The 15,913-nt window shown below is 64.3% G+C and carries 14 protein-coding genes; 9 read left to right on the top strand and 5 right to left on the bottom strand.

Translation table 11 applies throughout. From position 1 onward, the window contains the following. Window positions 1-132 precede the first annotated feature (132 nt). Window positions 133-1,326, top strand: coding sequence for an alanine racemase (gene alr / locus OYT95_RS36180; protein ID WP_268790344.1), 1,194 nt, complete (start codon window positions 133-135; stop codon window positions 1,324-1,326). A 43-nt stretch (window positions 1,327-1,369) separates the two neighbouring features. Here alr and OYT95_RS36175 read toward each other — a convergent pair whose 3' ends face one another. The 4 genes from OYT95_RS36175 to OYT95_RS36160 form a co-directional block, all read right to left on the bottom strand. Further along, window positions 1,370-2,734: an MFS transporter gene (locus OYT95_RS36175; protein ID WP_268790343.1), complete on the bottom strand. Its 1,365-nt coding sequence runs from the start codon at window positions 2,732-2,734 to the stop codon at window positions 1,370-1,372. Between the two features lie 78 nt (window positions 2,735-2,812). Beyond that, the gene (locus tag OYT95_RS36170) at window positions 2,813-3,556 is read right to left on the bottom strand and encodes an SDR family NAD(P)-dependent oxidoreductase (protein WP_268790342.1); all 744 of its coding nucleotides are present in this window, start codon (window positions 3,554-3,556) and stop codon (window positions 2,813-2,815) included. Between the two features lie 59 nt (window positions 3,557-3,615). Continuing rightward, window positions 3,616-4,395 (bottom strand): alpha/beta fold hydrolase, encoded by a 780-nt coding sequence (locus OYT95_RS36165; protein WP_268790341.1) that lies wholly within the window; start codon window positions 4,393-4,395, stop codon window positions 3,616-3,618. 126 nt (window positions 4,396-4,521) lie between these two features. Then, window positions 4,522-5,835 (bottom strand): MFS transporter, encoded by a 1,314-nt coding sequence (locus OYT95_RS36160; RefSeq protein WP_268790340.1) that lies wholly within the window; start codon window positions 5,833-5,835, stop codon window positions 4,522-4,524. A 560-nt stretch (window positions 5,836-6,395) separates the two neighbouring features. Here OYT95_RS36160 and OYT95_RS44830 point away from each other — a divergent pair. Beyond that, window positions 6,396-6,503: a hypothetical protein gene (locus tag OYT95_RS44830; RefSeq protein WP_268790339.1), complete on the top strand. Its 108-nt coding sequence runs from the start codon at window positions 6,396-6,398 to the stop codon at window positions 6,501-6,503. A 75-nt stretch (window positions 6,504-6,578) separates the two neighbouring features. Here the strand turns inward: OYT95_RS44830 and OYT95_RS36150 are convergent, their stop codons facing one another. After that, the gene (locus tag OYT95_RS36150) at window positions 6,579-7,310 is read right to left on the bottom strand and encodes a GntR family transcriptional regulator (RefSeq protein WP_268790338.1); all 732 of its coding nucleotides are present in this window, start codon (window positions 7,308-7,310) and stop codon (window positions 6,579-6,581) included. A 281-nt stretch (window positions 7,311-7,591) separates the two neighbouring features. Here OYT95_RS36150 and OYT95_RS36145 point away from each other — a divergent pair, with 281 nt between their 5' ends. The 7 genes from OYT95_RS36145 (at window position 7,592) to OYT95_RS36115 (ending at window position 15,804) form a co-directional block, all read left to right on the top strand. Continuing rightward, window positions 7,592-9,094 (top strand): aldehyde dehydrogenase family protein, encoded by a 1,503-nt coding sequence (locus OYT95_RS36145; RefSeq protein ID WP_268790337.1) that lies wholly within the window; start codon window positions 7,592-7,594, stop codon window positions 9,092-9,094. Between the two features lie 27 nt (window positions 9,095-9,121). Then, complete coding sequence (locus OYT95_RS36140) at window positions 9,122-10,234, top strand: NDMA-dependent alcohol dehydrogenase (protein WP_268790336.1); 1,113 nt, start codon at window positions 9,122-9,124, stop codon at window positions 10,232-10,234. Between the two features lie 342 nt (window positions 10,235-10,576). Next, window positions 10,577-11,641: a thiolase family protein gene (locus tag OYT95_RS36135; RefSeq protein ID WP_268790335.1), complete on the top strand. Its 1,065-nt coding sequence runs from the start codon at window positions 10,577-10,579 to the stop codon at window positions 11,639-11,641. Continuing rightward, window positions 11,638-12,036, top strand: a complete 399-nt coding sequence (locus OYT95_RS36130) for a Zn-ribbon domain-containing OB-fold protein (RefSeq protein WP_268790334.1) — start codon at window positions 11,638-11,640, stop codon at window positions 12,034-12,036. Before OYT95_RS36135 ends, OYT95_RS36130 begins: the two co-directional genes overlap by 4 nt. Then, on the top strand, window positions 12,033-13,169 hold the full coding sequence (locus tag OYT95_RS36125; RefSeq protein ID WP_268790333.1) for a CaiB/BaiF CoA transferase family protein: 1,137 nt from the start codon (window positions 12,033-12,035) through the stop codon (window positions 13,167-13,169). Before OYT95_RS36130 ends, OYT95_RS36125 begins: the two co-directional genes overlap by 4 nt. Then, on the top strand, window positions 13,169-14,104 hold the full coding sequence (locus OYT95_RS36120; RefSeq protein ID WP_268790332.1) for an SMP-30/gluconolactonase/LRE family protein: 936 nt from the start codon (window positions 13,169-13,171) through the stop codon (window positions 14,102-14,104). Before OYT95_RS36125 ends, OYT95_RS36120 begins: the two co-directional genes overlap by 1 nt. Next, the gene (locus OYT95_RS36115) at window positions 14,101-15,804 is read left to right on the top strand and encodes an AMP-binding protein (RefSeq protein WP_268790331.1); all 1,704 of its coding nucleotides are present in this window, start codon (window positions 14,101-14,103) and stop codon (window positions 15,802-15,804) included. Before OYT95_RS36120 ends, OYT95_RS36115 begins: the two co-directional genes overlap by 4 nt. Window positions 15,805-15,913 lie beyond the last annotated feature (109 nt).

The following is a 15,913-nucleotide window of genomic DNA, read 5'->3' as shown; positions in this document are numbered from 1 at the left end:
GCAGGCCCGACGACCGAGGTGTGGCCGAGTAAGGTGTCAGGCAGAATTCGCAGCCTCGCCCGAGGCACTATCCGTCCTCCCCCACCACCCCTGTTGGGGTGGGCACTTGCCATTGAATCGAGGGCCAGAACCGTGTCAGCTTTCCAATCGGAGACCGATGTCGCTCCCGGCGCCGCATCTCTGGAGGGCCGTCGACCGGTGATCGAGGCCTGTGTGAACCTGGACGCCACCTCCCGGAACACGAAGGCCCTGGCCGCTCGGGCCGGGACGGCGTCGTTGATGGCGGTAGTCGAGGCTGACGCGTACGGCCACGGTGCGGTGCCGGTCGCGGTCACCGCCTTGGCGGCTGGGGCGCGGGAACTGGGGGTTCGGACGATCGATGAAGGGTGCGCACTTCGCCGGGCCGGTATCGGCGCCCCGATCCTGGCGTTCGCGCCGGTACGTGGGAACGGAGAGGACTGCCTCGACGCAGGAATCCGAACCGGCATCGCCGTAACGGTTGAATCCGCCGATCAGGTGGCGGCCGTGATGGCGGCGGCACGGCGCGGGACAACTGCGACGGTCCAGGTGGCCGTCGACTGCCGACGTCCCCCACAGCTGGTCCCGCACTGGGCAGAACTGATCCGGTCGCTACGCGCAGCTCAATCGGAGGGGACGGTGCACGTTCGCGGCATCTACTCGTCGACCGGCGACGACACTGATGCCGACGCTGTGGTGGATCGAGACCGCGCCCATTTTCTCGAGTACTTACGGTTCGCACGCGCAGCCGGGGTGACCTTCGATTCCGCCCATCTCGCCGGCGCGCAGGCGCTGCAGCGCAGTGACTTACGCTTCGACCTGGTCCGCGCCGATCTCGGTCTGTACGGCGTCGCGCCAACCGGTTCTGCCCTCGAAGCGGAACTGCTTCCGGCCATGACGTTGTCGGCGGAGGTGGCGCTGGTGAAGAAGATCGCTGCGGGCGACGGGGTCTCGTACGGGTTCCGGTGGGTGGCAGAGAGGGACTGTTCGATCGCACTGCTGCCGGTGGGGTACGCGGACGGGATTCCGCGTGCGCTGGGTGGCCGTATGTCGGTGCTGCTGGGCGGTAGGTGGCGCCCTCAGGTCGGGCGGGTGTGCATGGATCAGATACTGGTCTACCTCGGGACGGACACCGATGTGGTGGAAGGAGATCGCGCCGTGTTGTTCGGGGGAACCGCTGGCAGCACCGCGGGTGCGCAGCGGTGGGCTCACGCGCTCGGGACGACGCCCGCCGAGATTCTCGGCGGACTGCGTGGTCGGATCGAGTGGCGTTATGTCGGTGGCGCGCCGGGCTCCCCCGGCGCATAGCTCCGCGGATGCGGTGTCCGCGGAGCTACGGGCGTCCACGGAACTACTCGTGGGTGCCAGTCAGTTGTCGTGACGCACCGAGTCGGGGTTCCCGGTCGGTATCTGCCGGTCGCTGTTCGGCACCGTCGATCGCGCATGGTCGCCTGCTGAGCGCGATCGTCGAGAGGGCCCCAGCCACGCTCCAGAGTGCGAGCCAGGTACAGATCAGCCAGGTGGAGTGTGTCCAGCTGTAGAACAACGTCGCCATGAACGGGGCGGTGCCACCGATGACACTGACTGACAGCGCCTGACTCAACGCGACGCCGCTGAACCGGACGTCGACACTGAATCGCTCCGCTAGGAAGGCCGGCTGCGGGGCTTGCAGTGCCGAGTGCACCACCGCCAGCATGAAGGTGATACTCAAGAACGCGGCCCAGCCCGACCCGGTGTTCATCAGCGCGAACAGCACGAAACCTCCGAACAGAGCGGTGAAGCACCCGACGAGAAGGACGATGCGGCGGGAGAACCGGTCACTCAGATGACCGGATACCGGCAGGCAGATCAAGTAGACGATCGATGCGGCGAGCAGCGCATTGAGCATCGTTGTGCGGCTGATGTCCAAGATCGTGGTGCCGTACGAGACGGCGTAGGTGGACACCAGATAGAACAGGATGCCTCCAGGGGCGATGACGCCTGCGGCCAGCCCGACCTCCCGCCATTGATTGCGCAGGAGTGAGCGCACGGGGGTGCTTTGCTGGGCGGAGGCGGTCTGCAGTTCGGTGAAGTCCGGAGTTTCCTCGACGCCGAGGCGAATGAACATCGAGATGGCGAAGAGGACGGCGCTGAGCAGGAATGGGATCCGCCATCCCCAGGTGCCGAAAGCGTCGCCGGAGATGTGGTCACTGACGGTGATGGCGATGGTCGACAGCAGGAGTCCGCCGGGTACCCCCATCTGAACGGTGCTTCCGTACAGCCCGCGCCGGTGCGGGGGTGAATGCTCGACGAGCATCAGAGCAGCTCCACCCCACTCTCCGCCCATCGCGATGCCTTGCACGAATCGGAGGGCGACCAGCAGGAGCGGAGCGAACCAGCCGACTTGCTCGAATGTCGGAAGTACGCCGATCAGAACCGTCGCGGTGCCCATCATCAACAGCGAAAACACGAGCGTCTTGCGCCGACCGACCTTGTCCCCCATTCCGCCGAAGAGAACACTGCCCAACGGCCTGGCCAGGAATCCGACCGCGAAAGTCGCGAAGGAGGCGAGGGTCCCCGCTAGCGGGCTGTATGACGGGAAGAACAAGGGCCCGAACACGAGGGCTGCGGCGGTGCCGTACAGGAAGAAGTCGTAGTACTCGAGGGCAGTGCCGGCGAATCCTGCTGCGGTAACCCGCAGCATCTTTGTGGTGGAGCGTTTTTCAGTCACGCGCATGATGGGTTCCTCCAGGAAAATGGCTCGAGGGAGTAGTCGTGGTGACGTGTTGGCACGGGGGCTGGGAGTGGGCGACGTTCATGCGGAGAGTCCGCCGTCGATCACGAGTTCGGCGCCGGTGACGAAGCCGCTCGACGGGGAGACAAGGTAGGCCACGGATGCTGCGATTTCGTCGGTCTGGCCGAGGCGCCCGAGTGGTGTCGCGCTGACCACGGCCTCTCGTTGTGAGTCGGGAACAACGTCCAGCATGCTGGTATCGATGAATCCGGGATGAACCGAGTTGACCCGGACGCCGAACTGTCCGAGATCCACTGCGGCAGCTTTGGTCATACCTCGAACCGCCCATTTGGTTGTGGTGTAGGAGATTTGGTTGGGGTAGGCGCGGTGGGAGGCGATGGAGGAGATGTTGACGATACTGCCGTGGCGGGCTGCCTTCATCAGCCCCGCGACGGCGTTCATGCCGAGAAAGACTCCGAGTTGGTTGACCCGGTAATGGGAGTTGAAGTTCTCGGGACTGGTGTTCTCGATGTCGCCTTCCGGTTTGTAGATGCCCGCATTGTTGACCAGTGCCGTCACCTTGCCGTGCCGGTCGACGGTGCGGTCGATGACGTCCTGCCAGGATTGTTCGTCGGTGACGTCATGTGGGATGTAGTGACATCGTGGACCCAGTTCGTCGGCAAGTCGACGGCCGCTCTCGGCGCACCCGCCGGCGATGGTGACCGCACTGCCGTACTCGCTCAGTGTCCGGACGATGGCGGCGCCGATGCCGCGGCTGCCGCCGGAGATGATCGTGACGTCGTTATCGAGGGTGGTGGGTTTCATTCGGTGTCCATGTTCAGGGTCGTCGGTGGTGTGGGGTGGGCGAGGCTGTGCGGTCGGGCCTACCAACGCGGAAGGGCGTCAAGGAAGCTGGCCAGCGCCGTTGATACGGCGTCGGGGTTTTCCTCAGTCACCAGGTGGCCCGCGCCGGGGATTCGGGCGAAAGCTGATCCCGGTATCCGGGCATGCATCCGTTCGGCAGCTGCAATGTCGATGCCGTTGTCCTCCTCACCGTGCACGATGAGGGTCGGGATCTCTATCTCGGACAGGCGGGAGAGGCGTTCGCTCTTGCTGATCCACGAGTTGTATTCGCCCCACACCGACCGCGATGGTCTCGCTCGCCACTTGCGCACCCACGAATCGATCAAGTCAGGACGGTTCGCGACGGCCTGCGGGCCGAAAATGATAGGAATGAAAGTTTCTGCGAAGGTCGCGGGGATGGGGTCTTCGCTCTTCATGGGCAGGAACACTTCGGCGAACTGAGCCTTCTCCTCGCTGGTGTAGGCGTCTGCCATCGTGTCCATCAGGACCAGCCCGGCCAGCCGTTCTGGGTACTTCAGGGCCAACTCGATCGCCATGAACCCGCCCACCGACATTCCCACCAGCGCGAATCGGTCGACTCCTGCTCGCGCGGCCACCTCCAGGCAATCGGAGACCAGCGAGTCGAGGTCGTACGCGGTGGCGTATTCCGATGTTCCGGCCCTGCTGGTATAGGCGATGGTTCGGTAGCGATCGGCCAGAGCAGCGGTTTGCGCGGCGTACATGGTCCGATCCAGGAGCGTGCCGTGGCTGAAAAGCACTGCTGGGCCGTGTCCGTGATCTTCGACGTCGAAAACGTTCATCGGTTCTTTCCTTCGGGCCAGGGCATCGTGTCGCTCGGCCAGTGGCCGGTGGGGTAGCACAAGGGGATTTTGTTCGATGGCGGGGTCGCAATGCTCCGGTTGGTCCCGGTTGTGCAGCAACGCATGTCAGTGCACCAGGTCTTCGAGGTTGGAGTTGAGCGCCTTCGGCTGCGGGACCAGCCACAGGCCGACCAACGCGATCAGCGGCAGCACGGCACCGAAGACGATGACCAGCACATTCCAGCTGTAGAGGGTCAGCAGCGGGGCGACGACGAGTGCGAGAGTTCCGTAGCTGGCCCACAGCATGCCCGAACCCCATGCTCCGCCCGTGCCACGGACACGCGTGGGGAAGGCTTCCTGGAGAAAATTCGAGGATCCGCCCCAGAGACCGATGGTGATCAAGACGTACACGATGAACCAGGGCACGATCGTCGACGGTGTCGCCAGGTACACCATGAAGATGGCGCATACAGATCCGAGCACTCCGACGGCGGTGAGGGTGTAGTGGGCACCTTTGCCCCGTGTGAGGAAACTGGCGGCGAGGATGGTGACGATACCGAGCCAGTTCGCCCAGCTGATCGCACGGTTGGCCTCGAGGAACGAAATGTCCTTCGCTTGCATGAAGCTCAGTCCGAAGTAGGACATGATGGCGTATTGGGGCACGATGAAGAGGAAGAACACGGTGACGCCGATGGTGCGGCGACGCATATCGGCTGCCCACAGCTGAGCGAGCACACTCTTCTCCGTCTTAGCGACGTCGATGTGGAACCTGCTCGCCCCAGTTCGACGGGCATGCTGGAGATCCTGGAAGTGCGGTGTTTCCTTGATGACGAAGGAGACGGCGATACCGAAGACCAAGGGGAGTGTGCCGACGATCCAGAACACCGCCCGCCATCCCATGCCGGCGGCGATGTGTTCGGAGAAGAACGCCGACGATCCGAATCCGATGGCCCACCCCACTGGCACGGTCCCGGTCATCCATCCGCGATGCTTCGCGGGTACCGATTCCGCAATGAGTACGGTGGCCAGCCCCCAGGAGACATAACCGATGGTTGCGATCGACCGCATGACACCGAATGATGCTGTGTTCCAGGCGAAGCCAGTCAGAATCGTGAACGCCGAGCAAATCGCGATAGCCGCTATGAAGAGAGGCTTACGGCCGAACCGGTCGGTCATGGGGCCGATGAAGAACATAGCGATGACACCGCAGGTGAAGAATCCGGCTGCATAGATGTATCCGACAGCGCTGTCGGAGAATCCCAGGCTTTGCTGGACGAGGGGGTAACTGGTGGGGAAGATTGCGGCGTCGGCCGCGATGGTCGCGTAACCGAGCACGCCGAGCACCATGACGGCCCAGTGATAGGGCCTCAGCGGCCCCTCCGAGGCAGGAGTGGCTGGCGGTCTCTCGCGCAAACCATCGTCAACGGCTATTTCTGTCATCGGATCTCCTGGTGACGTCGAGGGGCGATCGAGGAGGAGGGGAACACGCTGTGGCGCGCGCCACAAAGTGTGCGTCTTTTTGTATCACTTATCAAGTCTTACGGCCAACGACTCGTCCCCTCTCCCCTGAAAGGACGGTTGAACTGGCGATGTTCGACAAGCCTGCCGGACGTTCACCCCACACCCGCTGAGAAGCGCACGGATAGTTGATACAATCCGAGCTTCGTGACGCGGCAGTGCTTAAGAAGGGGGTATAGGTGTCGACATCCTGTCCCGACTGCTATGCGCGCAACGAGACAGTTCCCGGTGCCGTGAGGTGTTCCGCTGTCCACCGCGCAGTGACGGCACTGCGATCGGACGAGCTGGACGACCAGGCCGCCCGTTGTGTGGCTCTCGACATCCTCAGTCAGCTCGTCGCGGTTCCAAAAGACATCCATGGCACCGGCGGTTCAGCATCCTGGCCATCATTGAGCGGCCGAGAGCGCGACGTGCTCGGGTGCCTGGTCGCGGGCTCGTCCAACCGCGATATCGGATAGCAGCTCTACATCGCCGAGAGCACCGTGCGCTTTCACGTCAGCAGTATCCTGCGCAAGCTGGGCGTGCGCACACGGGCAGAAGTCATTGCACTGGTGTTGCGCCAGCCGCGAATCGCATGCCCCACTCGCTGACACTCGCCCCGCCGTACCCGGCCACCTGCCGGCCAGGCCGTGAACGACGTAGAACTGACAAGTTTGTGCCTGCCACTAGGCGTCGTCGGCGAGGATCCCATCGCGCTTGAGCTTGGCGATCACGTACTCCCCCTCGAACTGGACATGTTCGCGAGATGCGGCATCCGCCGCTGTCGCGTCTCCACTCCTCAAGGCGTCCAATATCTTCTGGTGCCCCCGATTGGCTTCCGGGCTCGCCCCCGGGGGTGCCTCGTACACGGCCCGTGGCAGGTTCTTGGCCAGCTGCCGCAGCACCGACAACAGGCGCCGACTGCCACCGGTCTGGTTGATGAGAGCGTGGAACTCCCAGTTCAGGTTGTGCAATAGATCAGGATCATCGCTCGCCTGCATGCCCTCGTGCAGCTCCTGCAACCGGGCAAGCGTTGGTTGCGTGATCCGCGACGCTGCGCGCCGCGATGCGAGCCCCTGCACCATTCCGTAGATCCGGTAGTGATCGTCGATGTCCTCGCGCAAGATGGGAACGACGAAAGAACCACGATGAGGTTCGGAGTCGATCAATCCCTCGGCCTCGAGAGTGATGAGCGCTTCCCGAACCGGCAGGCGACTGACCCCGAGGTCCTTGGCGATTTGGTCCTGCGGCACTCGCTGCCCCCGGATCAGCGACCCGTCGAAGATCATGTTCTTGATGTAGTCGACGACCTGACCACTCATGTTCCGCCGCGAGACATGAGGACGAGCATCCTCACTCCTGCCACCGTTCCGTGCACGACGGTTCGACAGTTCGACCTCAGCGTCGGACGTGGCCATATCGACTCCTAATTTGATCAATCATCAACAATCGCTAGTGTAACGCGGTCGACGGAGGTAGCGGGCACATCGCCCTCGGCAACACGCCACACCCGCGCATTTCCCCCGTCGACGCACTACACCAGCGACCTGAACAGCAGGTTTTCAAAACTATCCCGTCGTCGGCCCGCCGAGTTCTGCATATCGCGTTTCCACACCGTCCAGGCCGTACTCGACTTCGTGGGCGTCTTGACGTAACGTGAGTCACACCTGATGTATCAAATATCCATTTGAGAGGCACGATGACAACCATCGCAACGACTGATCACCTGCTCTCCTCGGCTGTCGTCAAGCGTTTGGACGCGGCGCCGCACGTCTTCATCGACGGCGAACGGCGCGCAGCGCTCGGCGGCGAGGAGCTTCCCGTCTTCGACCCGGCAACCGGGCGCCAGATTGCGGTTGCGGCCTCGGGAGGGGTGGACGACGTCGCCGACGCGGTCGAGGCCGCCCGGCGCGCGTTCGCCGAGTCCGCTCCCTGGCGACAGATGAGCCCACTCGACCGCGGACGTATCCTCCACCGAATCGGCGATCTGATCTACCAGCACGCCGACGACTTCGCTCAACTCGAGGTCCTTGATGCAGGAAAGGTTCTCGGCGCAGCACGAAATATCGATGTCGAATTCGCCGCCCGAGCATTTCACTACTACGCCGGCTGGCCCACCAAGATTGTCGGTGCGACCGTCCCGGTATCTCATCCCAACATTCACATACGCACCGAACGTGAACCGGTCGGGGTGGTGGGCGCGATCACCGCGTGGAACTTCCCGCTTCTGCTGTGCGGATGGAAGATCGGTCCCGCTCTCGCGTCCGGGTGCACGATTGTCCTCAAGCCTTCCGAGGAAACGCCCCTGTCGGCGCTGTGGCTGGCGGAGCTGGCCACCGACGCCGGACTTCCCCCCGGCGTGCTCAACGTCGTCCCCGGCACTGGCGGAACCGCTGGGCAAGCACTGGTCACCCATCCCGGGGTGGACAAGCTCACGTTCACCGGCTCGACGAAGGTCGGCAAGCGCATCGCCCGCCAAGCCGCGGACGACGTCAAACGGGTGACGCTCGAACTGGGCGGCAAGTCCGCCAACATCATCCTTCCCGACGCCGATGTGCAGGAGGCGGTGAGCGGTTCTGCGGGTGGCATCTTCTGGCACTCCGGCCAAACCTGCAGCGCCCCATCGCGATTATTTGTACACAACGACATTCACGACGAGGTCATCGAGCGACTCACCACGATCGCCGGCCAGTTGAGGATCGGACCCGGCATCGAGGAGGGCGTCGACTTCGGGCCCCTGGCCAACAAAGCGCAACTCGAGCGTGTCCGGGGATACGTCGAGCGCGCAAAGGAAGAGGGCGCCACGATCTATCAGGGCGCGCAGATACTCGACGATCTGACCGGACACTTCCACCCCCCGACGATCATCGCCAACGCGACCGACGACATGGAATGCGCCCGTGAGGAGATCTTCGGTCCGGTCGTCGTCGTTCTCACCTTCGACCACATCGACGAGGTGATCGAGCGCGCGAATGCCAGCGACTACGGCTTGGCCGCGGGCATCTGGACGAAGAATGTGAACACCGTCCAGACGATGACCCGCCGACTGCAGGCCGGGACCGTCTATGTCAACGGGTGGGGGTTGACCGATCCGGCGGCTCCCTTCGGCGGGTTCCGCCAGTCCGGCTACGGCCGCGACCTGGGCCCGGACAGCCTCGACGGATACCTGGAAACCAAGTCCGTCTGGACCATGCACAGCTGAATTTCCCTCGAACGATCGGAAAGAACAATGAAGACACGCGCTGCCGTACTGACCGCGCCCCACGCCCCCTTCGAGATCATGGAACTCGACATCGACGATCCCGGCCCCGGGGAGGTCCTGCTGCGGATGTCCGCGGCCGGGCTGTGCCATTCGGATCTGCACATGATGGACGGAGATCTGTCGGTGCGCTATCCGATGGTGGGCGGCCACGAAGCGGCGGGCATCGTCGAGAAGGTCGGCCCCGGAGTGAAGAAGGTCGCGGTCGGTGACCACGTGGTCTGCAGCTTCACCCCGAGTTGCGGCATCTGCCGGTACTGCTCGACCGGACGCCAGAATCTCTGCGACGCAGGGTCCACGATCCTCGAAGGCAGCATGCCGGACGGCACTTTCCGTCTCCACAAGGACGGCACCGACTACAGCGCTTTCTGCATGCTCGGGGCCTTCTCCGAATTCGCGACCGTGTCCGAATACTCGGTCGTGAAGGTCGACGACTGGCTTCCCCTCGACTCCGCGGTACTCGTCGGGTGCGGTGTCCCGACCGGATGGGGAACCGCGGTCAACGCCGGCAACGTTCGCCCCGGGGACACGACCGTCATCTATGGGATCGGCGGATTGGGTGTCAACGCGGTTCAGGGTGCGGTGCACGCCGGTGCGAAGTACATCGTGTGCGTCGATCCCGTCGAGTTCAAGCGAGAGACGGCACTCAAATTCGGTGCGACCCATGTCTTCTCCAATGCCGAGGAAGCGCACGCGAAGGTCACCGAACTGACCTGGGGCCAGGGTGCCGACCAGGCCCTCGTGCTCATCGGAACCATGGACGAGGAAACCATCACCGCGGCATTCAACGTGATCGGGAAGGGCTCGACGGTCGTGGTCACGGGTGTGTCCAACGCCGCCAACCTCACCGTCCACGTGTCGGGCCAGGAAATGGTGTTCATGGAGAAGACCATCAAGGGCACCCTGTTCGGATCGTCGAATCCGCAGTACGACATCGTCCGGTTGCTGCGACTCTACGATGCAGGTCGGCTCAAACTCGACGAGCTCATCACCACCCGCTACACGCTCGACGAGATCAACCAGGGATATCAGGACTTGCGAGACGGTAAGAACATCCGCGGAGTCATCGACTTCTCACTCTGACGTCCCCCGGGGTGCTTCGACCCTTCCGGTCTCCTCGCATCAGAGACCGGAAGGGTGCCTTGGCGTGCCCGCGCGGCCGGTGGCTCCCGTTCTTCCTCGCATCGAATCCGCGGCGGCACACCGTTATCCGACGTTGCTACCCGGTTCTCGTCCGCCCTTGCGGAAACGTCGCCGGGCATGGCACAGTAAATTGTCCGTACGTATCAGTTATCACATTTTGGAGTTGTAGTGCAGCCACACCGGCCCACAGATAAGGCCGTACTTCGCGCGGCCACCGCGGTGGTCGGGGTCGGCACGACCAAATTCGGCAATCTCACGGGTTCCTCCGCCGACGATTTGGGCTTGACCGCCCTTCAGGCGGCACTCACCGATGCCGGACTGACTCCCGGCGACCTCGACGGCCTGATCGTGAACCGGGTCAGTAGTTACGAAGCAGTGGCCTCACGGATGGGAATCGAACCACGCTGGTCGGCGCAGCTCCCGGCGGAAGGACGCATGACCGGCATCGCCATCCAGATGGCGGTACTGGCCATCGCTACCGGGATGGCCTCCACCATCGCGCTGGTGTACGGCAACAACGGGCGCTCCGGTGGGCACACCTATGGAGGCGGCGGCGCGAGCGCCAGCGCGGCCGCCGAGGGATACGGCACCACCCCGGCGCTGACCCTGCCATACGGAATGACCTCTCCCGGAGCCTTTTACGCGATGATGTTCCAGCGGCACTGTGCGCAGTACGGCACCACCGCCGAACAGCTGGCGCAAGTCGCGGTCACCCTGCGAGACCACGCCTCGCTCAACCCGCGGGCCGTGTTCACAGACCCCATCTCACGCGAGATCTACCTCGAGTCCCGATTCATCGTCGAACCGCTGAAGATCTACGACTACTGCCTGATCAACGACGGCGGGGTGGCCATGATCCTCACCTCCGCGGACCGGGCCCGCGACTGCGCTCAACCGCCCGTCCATATCCTCGGGGTCGGACAACAAGGGCAGCTACGCAACTCTGACTTCCCCCCGGACGACTTCTGGCGTGAGGCGATCGCCAGCGCAGGGCAGCAGGCCTACGCAATGGCCGACTGCACCCGCGCCGACATCGACGTCCTGATGGCCTACGACAACTTCAGCCCCAACGTGCTCTTCACCCTGGAGGGCCTCGGATTCTGCGCACCCGGCGAGTCCGGAGCATGGATCCAGGACGGCCGAATCGGGCTGCGAGGTGAGCTGCCGATCAACACCTCCGGCGGACATCTGTCGGAAAGCTACATGCAAGGGTGGGGGTTGAACGTCGAGGCGATCCGCCAGCTGAGGAAGACCTGCGGCGATCGCCAGGTGCACGACGCGACGATCGCTCAATACCTGTGCGCCGCTCCCGTGGTGACCTCGGTCGTATACGGAGCACAGGCATGAGCCCCCGCTATTCGTTGACCGCCCATCACGAGGGGCTGGCCCGCCACGAGCTGTTGATCAGTGCCTGCGCGGCCTGCGGAACCCAGCAGTTCCCTCCGAAAGCGGTCTGCACTCGATGCGGTAACACAGAGACTCCACAGTGGAACGCGGTGACCGGAGAGGGCCACCTATGGTCCTACGCAACCTTCCACAAGACCTACCTGACCGACTTCCACCTGCCGAGTCCATACGTCGTCGCGGTCATCGAACTCGACGAAGGCACCAGGATCTACGGCAACCTCGTCGGCGTGCCAATGCCCTCCATCCGGATCGGGCAGCGAGTCCGCGCCGAATTCACCACCGACGACGGAGAGTCGCACCTGATCTTCGTCGCAGCCGACAAGGAAGGCACATGACCGACACAGCCCCCTCCCCCGGCCCGCTCCGTGGACTGCGCGTCGTCGAGATCGCCGCGCTCGGGTCGGCACCGTTCGCCGCGATGATGCTCGCCGACGCCGGCGCGGAAGTCCTGCGGATCAACCGGCCCGGCCAGACCACCGACGACGCCGGCATCCTCGGCCGGGGACGGACCACACTGAGCCTTGATCTCAAGGACCCCTGCGAACGCGACCGTGCCCTGGACGCCATCGATCGCGCCGACGTGCTCATCGAAGGATTCCGGCCGGGCGTGATGGAACGACTCGGGCTCGGACCCGACACCTGCCTAGGCCGCAACCCTGCCTTGATCTACGCCCGAATGACCGGCTGGGGGCAGGACGGACCGCTCGCCGATACCGCCGGCCACGACCTCAACTATCTCGCCCTGACCGGTGCCCTTCGGTCCATCGCCCGCCAGGGCGAGGCACCCGTTCCACCACTCAATCTCGTCGGCGACTACGGCGGCGGCGGGATGCTGCTGGTCACAGGAATACTCGCCGCACTCTACGAGCGGGTGTCGAGCAATACCGGTCAGGTCGTCGACGCCGCAATGATCGACGGAACCAGCCTACTGATGAGCGGAATCTGGAACCGCAAGGCCACCGGGAACTGGTCGAGCGAACCCGGCACGAACAGTATCGACAGTGGTTCACACTTCTACAACGTCTACCGGACCTCGGACGACGCCTTCATGGCCGTCGGCAGTATCGAGCCACAGTTCTACCAGCGACTGCTCCTCGGGCTCGGGCTCGCCGACGCCGACCTGCCGGCACAGCAGGACCGAGCACAGTGGCCGGCCATGAAGGACCGGTTTGCGCGTATCTTCCAGGCGAAAACGCGCGAAGAATGGACAGTGGTCTTCGCCGAACTCGACGCATGTGTGTCCCCTGTTCTCACTCTCGACGAAGCTGTGACCGACCCACACATTCAGTTCCGAAACACCCTCATCCGGGGAGAACGCGTCGAACCGGCCCCCGCTCCCCGATACAGCAGAACACCGGGCAATGCTGGCGGCCACGGCGAAAACCCGGAGCCTGCAACAACGTTGATGACGCGTTGGGCGTCGACCGATTGCACGACACCGGCGACGATCAGAACAGGACAACACTGATGGCTGCACCATCGATCACCACCAGAACAGTCGAGGACGGCCTGACACTCGCAGAGAACATCGGCTTCACCGAGGGCCCCGTGTGGACCACCGACGGCCGACTATTCGTCACGAGCGTCAGCCGCGGCGCGCTGTACGAGGTCTTCCTCGACGGCCGACCGGCCGTTGCCGTCGCCGAAACCGGTGGCGGACCGAACGGCATGACGCTCGGCTGCGACGGGCGACTGTGGATCACTCAGAATGGTGGCGAGGCGATGCCCACCAGGTCACGGCTGCACACCATCCCGTCCATCCAGGTCTGGGATCACCACGCTCCCGCCGCGCCGCGCACCATCCTCAGCGAGAACGTCCATGCTCCCTCGGACTGTGCGTTCGGGCCGGACGGCGCGCTCTGGTTCACCGACCCGAACGGTCACGGCTTCGGCGACGCAGCCCTGCCGGGCCGCGTCTGGCGATACGATCCCGCGGCCGATCACGCAACCGTCATTCTCGACGACGCCTTCTTCCCCAACGGCATCGCGTTCGGGCCCCACCCGGAACACCTGTACGTCGCCGAGACCGCGCGCGACCGGGTGCGCCGCTATGTGGTCACAGCTTCGACCGCGACCGTCGATCATGACTTCCCGGAGATCACCGTCCCAACCCCCGATGGCATCACCGTCGACGCACGCGGCGGGTTGTGGGTGGCGGGGAGCAAATCGGACACGGTTACCTACTTCGACCCGGCCGGGCAGCTGCGCGAGCAGTTGGCGATCGGTAAAGGAACGATGCCCACCAGTGTCTGCTTCGCCGGCGCCGCGCTCGACCGTCTCATCGTGACGGTCGCCAAGGGCGGGCGCGTACTCGCGTTTGCCGTCGACACACCCGGCTTACCCACCCCGCCTGCAGCTGTCCCCATCGTTTCGTCGCCTGCACAACCCGAGGAACTCCAATGACCGCATCAGCTCCTGCCGCTCACACCTGGGGCGCATTGCTGCACGAAATGGCCGACCGCTTCCCCAGACGCGCCGCAATCTCTTTCGAAGGGACCGACATCACCTTCGCCGACCTCGATCGCGAGGTCAGCAGATGGTCGAAGGCACTGCTAGCCATAGGAATCGGTCGCGGTGACTCGATCGCCATCTTGGCAGGCAATCGGCCCGAGTGGCTATATACCGCGATGGCCGGGGCCCGGATAGGCGCCGCCGTCGTGCCCATCAACACCTGGTACAAGACCGATGAACTCTCGTACGCGCTCGAACACGGCGACGTGAAAGCCCTGCTGTTCTTCGACCGACTGCGCGGTACAGACTATGTCCCCATCATCGCGGGCGCCGTCGCGGCGGTCACCGACTCACCCGGCCCCGACGGCGTACTCCACGACACCGCATTGCCGGCGTTGCGTCAGGTCGTCGAGCTCGGAGACCACCGTCTCCCGGCTGCGGTACCGCTGCACCAGTTCCTCGGGCGCGGAGAACAGATCAGCGACGCCGCACTGGCCGATGCCGAAGCCGCTGTCGAACCGGACGACCTCGCGTACCTCATCTACACCAGTGGCAGCACGGCCCGACCGAAGTGTGTCGCTCTCGAACACCACCACGCCATCGTCAATACCTTCAACATCGGCGAACGGCAGGCGCTCGACGAGCACGACCGGTCATTTCTCGCGACACCGCTGTTCTACGGTCTCGGTGTAATCCAGGCCCTCGGCGCGACCTGGACCCACGGCGCGTGCGTGGTCCTCATGGAGGTGTACGAACCCGGCCGAGCCCTCGAACTGCTCGAACGTGAACGCTGCACCGCCTACTACGGACTGGGCAACATGACCCGAAGCCTCGTCGACCATCCCGACCGCGCTCGCCGCCAACTCAGCCTCCGCAAGGGCGTCCTCGGCCTGAGCAAAGCCGACCGCCAACTCGCCCGCACCGAACTCGGACTGACCCTCGGCACCAGCATCTACGGATTGACCGAGTCCTATGGGTTGTGCGCGCTGACCGATGCCCACGACCCCGTCGAGCGGGCCGAGGGCACCATCGGCCGCGCCCTGCCCGACTGGGACATCCGCGTCGCCGACCCGGAAACCGACGACCCGCTACCGGCCGGTGAAATCGGACAGATCCTGATCCGCGGACACGTCATGCGCGGGTACTACAAAGATCCCGACCGCAATCGCGAGGTCATGACCACCGACGGCTTCTTCCGCACCGGCGACCTCGGATACCTGGATGAGCACGGGTACCTGCACTTCCATTCCCGGCTCTCGGAGATGATGAAGCCCGGCGGCATCAACGTCAGCCCCCTCGAAGTAGAACTACTGGTCGGGGAGATTGCCGGCGTCCGGGAAGTGCATGCTGTGGGCATCCCCGACATCGTGCGCGGTGAGGCGATCGTCGTCTTCGTCGACGCCGACCGCGACGACGTCACCCTCTCCCGGATCCAGGACCACGTCCGCGGCAAGGCCGCCAAGTACAAAGCCCCGCACCATGTGATCTACGGAACCAGCGCCGGCTTCCCGCGGGTCGCCAGCGGCAAGGTACCCAAGGCTCGCCTACGCGAACGTGCGCTCACCGAACTCGGGCTCGACGCCACCGGGATGCCCACCCCGGCGCCGCCCACTCCGCTCGTCGAGCACCGACACCGACGGAATCTCACATGAACTTCGAAATCGCCGAGGGAGACCTGCATGACATCGAGCGATATCTCCGCGGCTCACCCCTGCTGATCGTTGGTGAGGGCACCAACACGGTCCGGAAGAACACCATTTC

Source organism: Rhodococcus sp. JS3073 (genome assembly GCF_026810085.1).
Taxonomy (GTDB): domain Bacteria; phylum Actinomycetota; class Actinomycetes; order Mycobacteriales; family Mycobacteriaceae; genus Rhodococcus_F; species Rhodococcus_F wratislaviensis.
The sequence above is the reverse complement of the archived record's forward strand: the minus strand, read 5'-3'. Positions and strand labels throughout refer to the sequence as shown.

Excerpts from the sequence above, each read along its gene's own strand:
- OYT95_RS36170 (WP_268790342.1), bottom strand. The coding sequence starts at position 3,556 with ATGAAACCCACCACCCTCGATAACGACGTCACGATCATCTCCGGCGGC.
- OYT95_RS36160 (WP_268790340.1), bottom strand. The coding sequence starts at position 5,835 with ATGACAGAAATAGCCGTTGACGATGGTTTGCGCGAGAGACCGCCAGCC.
- OYT95_RS36145 (WP_268790337.1), top strand. The coding sequence starts at position 7,592 with ATGACAACCATCGCAACGACTGATCACCTGCTCTCCTCGGCTGTCGTC.
- OYT95_RS36130 (WP_268790334.1), top strand. The coding sequence starts at position 11,638 with ATGAGCCCCCGCTATTCGTTGACCGCCCATCACGAGGGGCTGGCCCGC.
- OYT95_RS36175 (WP_268790343.1), bottom strand. The coding sequence starts at position 2,734 with ATGCGCGTGACTGAAAAACGCTCCACCACAAAGATGCTGCGGGTTACC.
- OYT95_RS36115 (WP_268790331.1), top strand. The coding sequence starts at position 14,101 with ATGACCGCATCAGCTCCTGCCGCTCACACCTGGGGCGCATTGCTGCAC.
- OYT95_RS36150 (WP_268790338.1), bottom strand. The coding sequence starts at position 7,310 with ATGGCCACGTCCGACGCTGAGGTCGAACTGTCGAACCGTCGTGCACGG.
- OYT95_RS36165 (WP_268790341.1), bottom strand. The coding sequence starts at position 4,395 with ATGAACGTTTTCGACGTCGAAGATCACGGACACGGCCCAGCAGTGCTT.
- OYT95_RS36120 (WP_268790332.1), top strand. The coding sequence starts at position 13,169 with ATGGCTGCACCATCGATCACCACCAGAACAGTCGAGGACGGCCTGACA.
- OYT95_RS36140 (WP_268790336.1), top strand. The coding sequence starts at position 9,122 with ATGAAGACACGCGCTGCCGTACTGACCGCGCCCCACGCCCCCTTCGAG.
- OYT95_RS36125 (WP_268790333.1), top strand. The coding sequence starts at position 12,033 with ATGACCGACACAGCCCCCTCCCCCGGCCCGCTCCGTGGACTGCGCGTC.